Raw genomic sequence first — 7,522 nt, forward strand, 5'->3', positions numbered from 1 at the left:
GTGTAGCGGACGACCTCACGCCGCGCGGCGGGCTTCACCACTTTCGGGAGACGATGTCCTTCAGCGCCTGGTTGTCGAGGGAGAGGTCGGCAACGAGCTTCTTGAGCCGCCGATTCTCCTCCTCGAGCTGCTTGATACGTCGCGCCTCGCTGATCCCGAGGCCCCCGTACTTGGCCTTCCATCGGTGGTACGTCTGCTCGCTGACCCCGTGGGCCCGGCACGCCTCCCGAATCTTCCGTCCACCCTCGACCTCTTTCAGGATCCCGATGATCTGCTCTTCCGTGAATCTCGACCGCTTCATCCTGTCCTCCTGCGGGGGCTTATACCCCGGGAGGACTCTCATTCAAAACGGCTCGGTTTTCGGGGGGCAGGTCAGCGTCGCTCCCTCACGTCACGAGGTCCCGGGGCCGAGAATTTCACACGAGCGAACCGTCGGTTCGTGCCCGCATTATAGTCCCGGCCTCTTCCCACCCGCCGCGACCCGGGCTATGCTCTGCCCGCCCGGACAAACCGGGACGGATCCGGCTCCGACCAATTGAGAAAGCGCACCGTGGATTCCCACGACCCGACCCTTGGCGCCGCCCCTGGGGATCTGGGCCAGCGGATGAAGCGCGCCCTTCCCCACCTCGCCCTCGTGGTGTGCCTGCTCGTCTTCTCGGTCAGGGCCGTCACCAGCATGGTCCAGGAGTCCGCGACGTGGGACGAGACGCACTACTTCGCCCTCGGCAAGTACCTGCTGCAGCACGGCGCCTGGAACGTCTCCGGGTCGATCCTGCACCCGCCGTTCTCGTACTACGTCCAGAGCCTGCCGCTGCTGTTCGTCCCCACGGATTCGACGGTGTTTCACCCCATCGCGTCACCGGAGTCCCACCTGCGACTCCTCGCGGGCGTCGACGGGTCCGACACGATCCGGGGCCAGGTCCTGCTCTCGAGCCCGCTGAACCACGACGATCGTCTCCTCACCTTGTCGCGCCTCACGATGGTCTTCGTAGCCCTCCTGCTCGGGTGCTTCGTCTACCTGTGGAGCTACTCGCTCTACGGGGCCAGGAGCGCGGTCTTCGCCGCGGTGCTCTTCACGTTCTGCCCCAACATGCTCGCCCACGCCCGGCTCATCACCCCCGACATCGTCCTGACCACGTTCTCGCTCCTCACCGTGTACTTCCTCTGGCGGCTGTGCAGATCTCCGCGCCTGGCGTATGCCCTGCTCGGCGGGGCGAGCCTGGGCTTGACGCTTCTCTCGAAATTCACCGGCGCGCTCCTCGTGCCCGTCGCTCTTCTCCTCGTCCTCCTCTGGTGGGTTAAGAAGGGAAGGCCGAGTCTCGCCCGCGTCGCGTGCTTCTTCGCCGTCGGAATCGTGGTCCTGTTCCTCGGCTATGGCCTGGACCTCACCCCGTACGTGCAGGGGATCCGCTACCAGCGGGAGCTCGCGGGCCTGGGGCACCCGAGCTTCCTGCTGGGCAGCTACTCGGACGCCGGGTGGTGGTACTACGTCCTGGCGTCGATTGTCATGAAGACCCCGCTCGCCGTTCTCGCGTTCGTCGGCATCTCGATCGTGGTCTTCGTCGGGAAGGTGCGCAGCGGCGCGTGGATCGACGAGGCCTTCCTGCTGCTGCCGGCGATCGCCTTCGTCGCGTTCTTCAGCTTCGAGCACCAGGCGACCGGCCTGCGGTACGTCCTGCCGATCTTTCCGCTCCTGTACGTGTTCTCGAGCAGGGCGGTCGAGGCGCTGTGGTCGAAGGCGACGCACGTCGCGCTCTTCGCGGCGCTCGGCGCGTGGTACCTCGGCGCATCGTGGTACATCCACCCTCACTACCTGGCCTACTTCAACGAGCTCGCGGGCGGTCCGAGCAACGGGTACCGGTGCCTCGTGGATTCGAACCTGGACTGGGGACAGGACCTCAAAGGACTCGGCCGGTTCATGGAGCGAAACAACATCCCCAGGATCCGGCTGAGCTACTTCGGCTCGGACTCGCCCCAGCGATACGGCATCGCGTATGACTGGCTTCCCAGCGTCGTCCTCGTCAATCCGTCGCCCGAGAAGAAGAAGCGAGCCTACCGTCACGGTTGGTTCGCCATCAGCGCCACCAACCTGCAAGGCGTCTACTTCGAGAACAAGAGCCTGTTCGCCTGGTTGAGGGACAAGGAACCGGTCGCACGACTGGGGTATTCGATCTTCGTCTACCACGTCGAGGGTGAGGACGCGGAGCCCTGACCCCGGATCCCTGAGGTCGCGATCCCGGGCGGCCGGGTCCGCACGGCAGCCGGGTCCGGCCGTGCCCTCGACCCGCCTCTTCGCCGTTCGCCGCCCCGCGCGGGCGGGTGTATAAACCGTGGGTTCGGCTGAACCCGGTGCCGCAGGCCACGAGGGGAACAGGATGATCACGCGTCGCCACACGATTGCCACACTGCTGCTCGTCTCCGCCACGCTCGTCTCGTCCGCCGCGGCCGCCGCGCAGCCCTACCCGCCGTCGCTGTATTCGGGCATGAAATGGCGCGGAATCGGTCCTTACCGCGGCGGGCGGGTGATCGCGGTCGCCGGCGTGCCCGGGCAGCCGAACGTGTTCTACTTCGGCGCGGTCGCCGGGGGCGTGTGGAAGTCCATCGACGCCGGGGCCACCTGGACCCCGCTGACCGACGGCACGCCCATCGCGTCCGTGGGCGCGCTCGCCGTCGCCCCGTCCGACCCGAACGTGATCTACGTCGGCACCGGCGAGGCCTGCATCCGCGGCAACACGACGAACGGGAACGGGGTGTACAGGTCCACCGACGGCGGGCGGACCTGGTTCGACCTGGGCCTCGACGACACGCGGCAGATCGGCAGCGTGATCGTGGACCCGACGAACCCCGACGTGGTGTTCGTCGCGGCGCTCGGCCACGCGTTCGGCCCCAACGAGGAGCGAGGCGTCTTCCGCACCCGGGACGGGGGGAGGACCTGGGAGAAGGTGCTCTACAAGGACGCCGACACCGGCGCGATCCAGGTGATCTTCGACCCGTCGAACCCGCGGGTGCTGTTCGCGGCGCTCTGGCAGGTGCGGCGGCAGCCCTGGACTTTCGCCAGCGGCGGCCCGGGAAGCGGCCTCTACCGCTCCATCGACGGCGGCACGACCTGGAAGCGGCTCGAGGGGCACGGCCTCCCGGGCGGCTTCCTCGGACGGATCACGGTGGCCATCTCGAAGGCCGACTCGAGCCGGGTGTACGCGATGGTCGAGGCGGAGGCCGGCGGGCTCTTCCGCTCCGACGACGGCGGCGACACCTGGCGGCGGATCAACGACGACGAGAGGATCCGGCAGCGCGCCTGGTATTTCAGCCACGTCTGGGCCGACCCTGAGAGCGCGGACACGGTCTACTTCGCCAACACCGGCCTCTATCGCTCGGTGGACGGCGGGAAGACGCTCGCCCTGCTCCCGGCGCGGCACGGCGACCACCACGGGCTCTGGATCGACCCCACCGACCCGCGCCGCATGATCAACGGCAGCGACGGCGGGGCCTCGGTGACCGTGGACGGCGGGCAGACGTGGACTTCGGTCCTGAACCAGCCGACCGCACAGTTCTACCACGTGACCGCGGACGATCGGTTCCCCTACTACGTCTACGGCGCGCAGCAGGACAACTCGACCATCGCCATCGCGACGCGCTCCGACTACGGCATCCTCACGGAGCGCGACTGGTACGAGGTCGGCGGAGGGGAGAGCGGGTACATCGCCCCCGACCCCCGGGACCCCGAGATCGTGTACGCGGGGACCGAGTCGAGCTTCGTCACGCGCTTCGACCGGAGGACCGAGCAGGCGCAGGTCTTGGGACCTTGGCCGCTCGATACCTCCGGGCGCGGCGCGGGGGAGCTCACGCACCGGTTCAACTGGACGTCGCCGGTGATGGTCTCGAAGCACGACCCGAAGCAGCTCTACGTCGGGGCGGAGGTCCTCTTCCGCAGCGAGGACGGTGGGATGTCCTGGAAGATCGTCAGCCCCGATCTGACGCGAGACGACAAGAGCAAGCAGAAGCCGTCGGGCGGGCCGATCCAGCTCGACATCACGTCGGTCGAGTACTACGACACGATCTTCACCGTCGCCGAGTCGCCGGTGACGGCCGGCGTGATCTGGGTCGGGACGGACGACGGCCGCGTCCACGTGACCCGGGACGGCGCGAAGACGTGGAGCAGCGTGATCCCCTCCGACCTCCCCGAGTGGAGCACGATCAGCCTCATCGACCCGTCGCCCTTCGACGCGGGGACGGCGTACGTCGCGGTGGACCGCCACAAGCTCGACGACATCGCTCCGTACGCGTGGAGGACCACGGACTACGGGAGGACCTGGACCCGGATCGACCGGGGGATCCCGGTGGGCGCCTTCGTCCACGTCGTCCGGGAGGACCCGAAGCGAAGGGGGCTCCTGTACGCGGGGACCGAGACCGGCGTCTTCGTCTCGTTCGACGACGGCGCCCGGTGGCAGCCGCTCCAGCTCAACCTGCCGGTGACGCCGGTGCACGACCTCGTGGTGCACGGCGACGATCTCGTCGCCGCGACCCACGGGCGGTCGTTCTGGATCCTCGACGATCTCGAGCCGCTGCGGCAGCTCGATGCCCGCGCCGCCGAGGCGAAAGTCCTCCTCTACCGGCCGCAGGCCGCGCTCAGGCTCCACTACCCGGAAGGGTTCGACCGGCGCCGGCCCGCCGGCCAGAACCCGCCGCCGGGCGCGCTGCTCGACTACTTTCTCAAGGCGGTCCCGAAGGGGCCCCTCTCGATCACGATCCTGGACGGACTGGGCCGCGTGGTCCGGACGCTCACGAGCGAGCCCCCGACCATCGGCGATCAGCCGCCGGAGTGGCCCGACCTGGAGAAGCCGCCGGACGCGCTGCCCAAGGAGGCCGGCCACAACCGCTTCGCGTGGGACCTTCGAACCGACCCTCCGGTCCAGGTGCCGGGGGCGTTCTACGGCGGATTCCCGCCCCGGGGGCCGCTGGTCCTTCCCGGAAAGTACACGGTTCGGCTCGCGGTGGACGGCGAGACCCAGGAGCAGCCCCTCGAGGTTCGGCCCGACCCGAGGGCGAAAGCGACCGAGACCGAGCTCGAGAGGCAGTTCGAGCTGGGGATCAAGGTGCGCGACCGGTTCACCGACCTGCACCGCGGGATCAACCGGCTGCGCGACGACACCCGTCGGCATGCCATTCGCAAGAATGCCTACAAATTAGGCCGTGAGATGATCTGGAGCAACGTGGCACAGCTATATATGCGTTCCTTCGAGCTGTCACGGATCGAGGGGACGGCGCGGTCTCGAAAATCTCTGGCAGCGAAGACGCTCGACCAAAAGCCGCGGGAGCTCCCGGAGTTGAAGCTAAATCATCTCTTGCGGATGACCGATTCGACCGGACTCTTTCAACATGCGATTTTTAGCATCCCGAATTTTTCGGAGGGCTACTGTACGGATGATAACGCTCGGGCATTTATACTGGCGGTGTTGCTTAGTGAATTGGGAGAGGAGCCAGGGATCGTGCGGACACTGGCCACAACTTACGCGGCGTTCTTGCACCACGCTTTTGATCGGAAACTGAAACGCTTCCACAACCACCTGAGTTTCGATCGCCGCTGGCTCGATGACCAAGGCTCGGAGGATTGTCAGGCCCGAGTGCTCTGGGCGCTGGGTGTAGGGGTGGGACGTTCGCCCTATGGGAGCTTCCAGATCATGGCTGGACAACTCTTCGCGCTAGCACTGCCAGCGCTGACGGAGTTCAATTCGCCGCGGGCGTGGGCATTCGCTCTCCTCGGCATTCATGAGTACATGCGTCGGCTCAGTGGTGACAGCCTGGTCAACCAAACCCGTGAGACACTCACTTCCCGGCTCATGGACCTCTTCGAAAGGACCGCCCGGCCCGACTGGTGCTGGTTTGAGGAGGACCTGAGTTACGATAACGCGAAGCTCGCACACGCCCTAATTCTCAGCGGACACGCCACAGGACATCAAGCGGTGTTTGAACGTGGCCTACAGGCCCTGGGCTGGCTCGTGGAATTGCAGACCTCCGAGAAGGGCCACTTCCGGCCCATTGGCACCAACGGATTCTATCGGCGGGGCGGGACGCGTGCCAACTTCGACCAGCAGCCCATCGAGGCGCAAGCAACGATTTCAGCCTGTCTTGAAGCTTATCGCGCCACATCGGACTTTCGGTGGTACGAGCAGGCGCAACGTGCCTTCGACTGGTTCATCGGCTGGAACGATCTCGGATTAGAGCTTTACTCTTCCACGTCTGGCGGCTGCCGCGATGGGTTGCACGTGGATCGGGTCAACGGGAACCAGGGAGCGGAATCAACCCTGGCCTTTTTGCTTTCGTTGGCGGAAATGCGCTTGGCGCAAAATATGCTGGCGAGCTTTAGGGAGCCGATCGCCGTCGAAGCGTAATCGCCGCTTCCAGTCTCGTTTCCGTGGAGTAACCAGTTTATGAACGCCAACTCGATTCACGTCAAACGCACGGCCACGATCCTCAAGCCCGACCAGTCACGTGTTCTTCTGCGGCCGTTCGGTCCGGAGGATCCCCGGCGGGCGAGCAGGATTATTGCGAGAATCATGTCGCTTCCGGAAGACCGAGTCGGTCTTCTACTGGAAGCAGTCTTTGCCGAATTCTCCAACCGACACCAGCAGATCTGCAACCTCTTTCAAGAACGATTCGAACAGGTCCGCCACCTTCTGTTGACCGATGAGGCGCTCTCAGAACAAAGACAACTGTTGATCGGCTCCTATTTCGTTTGCGAATTCTCCTTGGAATCCGCAGCCTTGTTCAATCCGTCTATCGTCCCGCACCCTGATCAGTCTAACCTGCCTCCCGGCGCTCTGCGTTTTATCCTCAGCTTGCGCGCCACGGGAGAGGGACATATTTCTTCCCTCACTTTTCGGACCGGTATCATCCACGACGACCATCGGATCGAGGTACAACTCCCAGGCCGCTTCCTGGTCGAGCCGCGTCAAATCCCGAATCCGCTTTACGAGAAGGCGCTTTTCGCCGGGAAACTCGTGGAGCTGGGATTGACCGACGAATTCACGCGCCGGGTTATGAACAAGATCGGGGAGTCGTTTGCATTGAAGGAGCTTCGTGCCATTCTCGATACCGAGCTGAGGCAGTCCCGCCTGACGAATGGAATGTGGCAGGAACATCAGACTACCGTCGAGGGAATTTGGATGCTGGCTCAGTCCAACTATGAGGTTCAGTTCCAGCCTGAACAGCAACTGTCTGAGCGCATCATATTTCCGGCCACACCCTCACAACGCAACGGCATCGAAGACGCCCGGTTCGTCTGTTTCCAGAACGATGACAGCACGCACGTTTACTACGCCACCTTCACCGCCTACGATGGCAAGGTAGTCTTGCCAGAGCTGGTGGAGACTTCCGATTTCCTCCTCTTTCGGTTCATCACCTTGAACGGGCCGGCCGCCCAGAACAAAGGCATGGCACTCTTCCCACGGAAGATCAACGGCCTCTTTGCTATGCTCTCCCGCCAGGACAACGAGAACATCTACCTCATGTTTTCCGACAACGT

4 protein-coding genes are annotated in these 7,522 nt (G+C 64.8%); 3 read left to right on the forward strand and 1 reads right to left on the reverse strand.

What is annotated here, in order from left to right; genetic code table 11:
- Positions 1 to 34 precede the first annotated feature (34 nt).
- Positions 35 to 301 (reverse strand): transposase, encoded by a 267-nt coding sequence (locus tag LAO51_19235; GenBank protein MBZ5640876.1) that lies wholly within the window; start codon positions 299 to 301, stop codon positions 35 to 37.
- A 234-nt stretch (positions 302 to 535) separates the two neighbouring features.
- On the opposite strand from LAO51_19235, the gene LAO51_19240 reads away from it, so the two are divergent.
- The 3 genes from LAO51_19240 to LAO51_19250 all read left to right on the forward strand — a co-directional run.
- Entirely contained in the window at positions 536 to 2,212 is a 1,677-nt protein-coding gene (locus LAO51_19240; protein ID MBZ5640877.1) for a glycosyltransferase family 39 protein, read from the forward strand.
- Between the two features lie 163 nt (positions 2,213 to 2,375).
- Entirely contained in the window at positions 2,376 to 6,389 is a 4,014-nt protein-coding gene (locus LAO51_19245; GenBank protein ID MBZ5640878.1) for a glycosyl hydrolase, read from the forward strand.
- Between the two features lie 39 nt (positions 6,390 to 6,428).
- A partial coding sequence (locus LAO51_19250; GenBank protein MBZ5640879.1) for a glycosidase occupies positions 6,429 to 7,522 on the forward strand: 1,094 nt, incomplete at its 3' end.

This window comes from Terriglobia bacterium, assembly GCA_020073205.1.
Taxonomy (GTDB): domain Bacteria; phylum Acidobacteriota; class Polarisedimenticolia; order Polarisedimenticolales; family JAIQFR01; genus JAIQFR01.

What these genes read in the sequence shown, in the direction of transcription:
- LAO51_19245 (MBZ5640878.1), top strand. Translation starts at nt 2,376, where the DNA reads ATGATCACGCGTCGCCACACGATTGCCACACTGCTGCTCGTCTCCGCC.
- LAO51_19235 (MBZ5640876.1), bottom strand. Translation starts at nt 301, where the DNA reads ATGAAGCGGTCGAGATTCACGGAAGAGCAGATCATCGGGATCCTGAAA.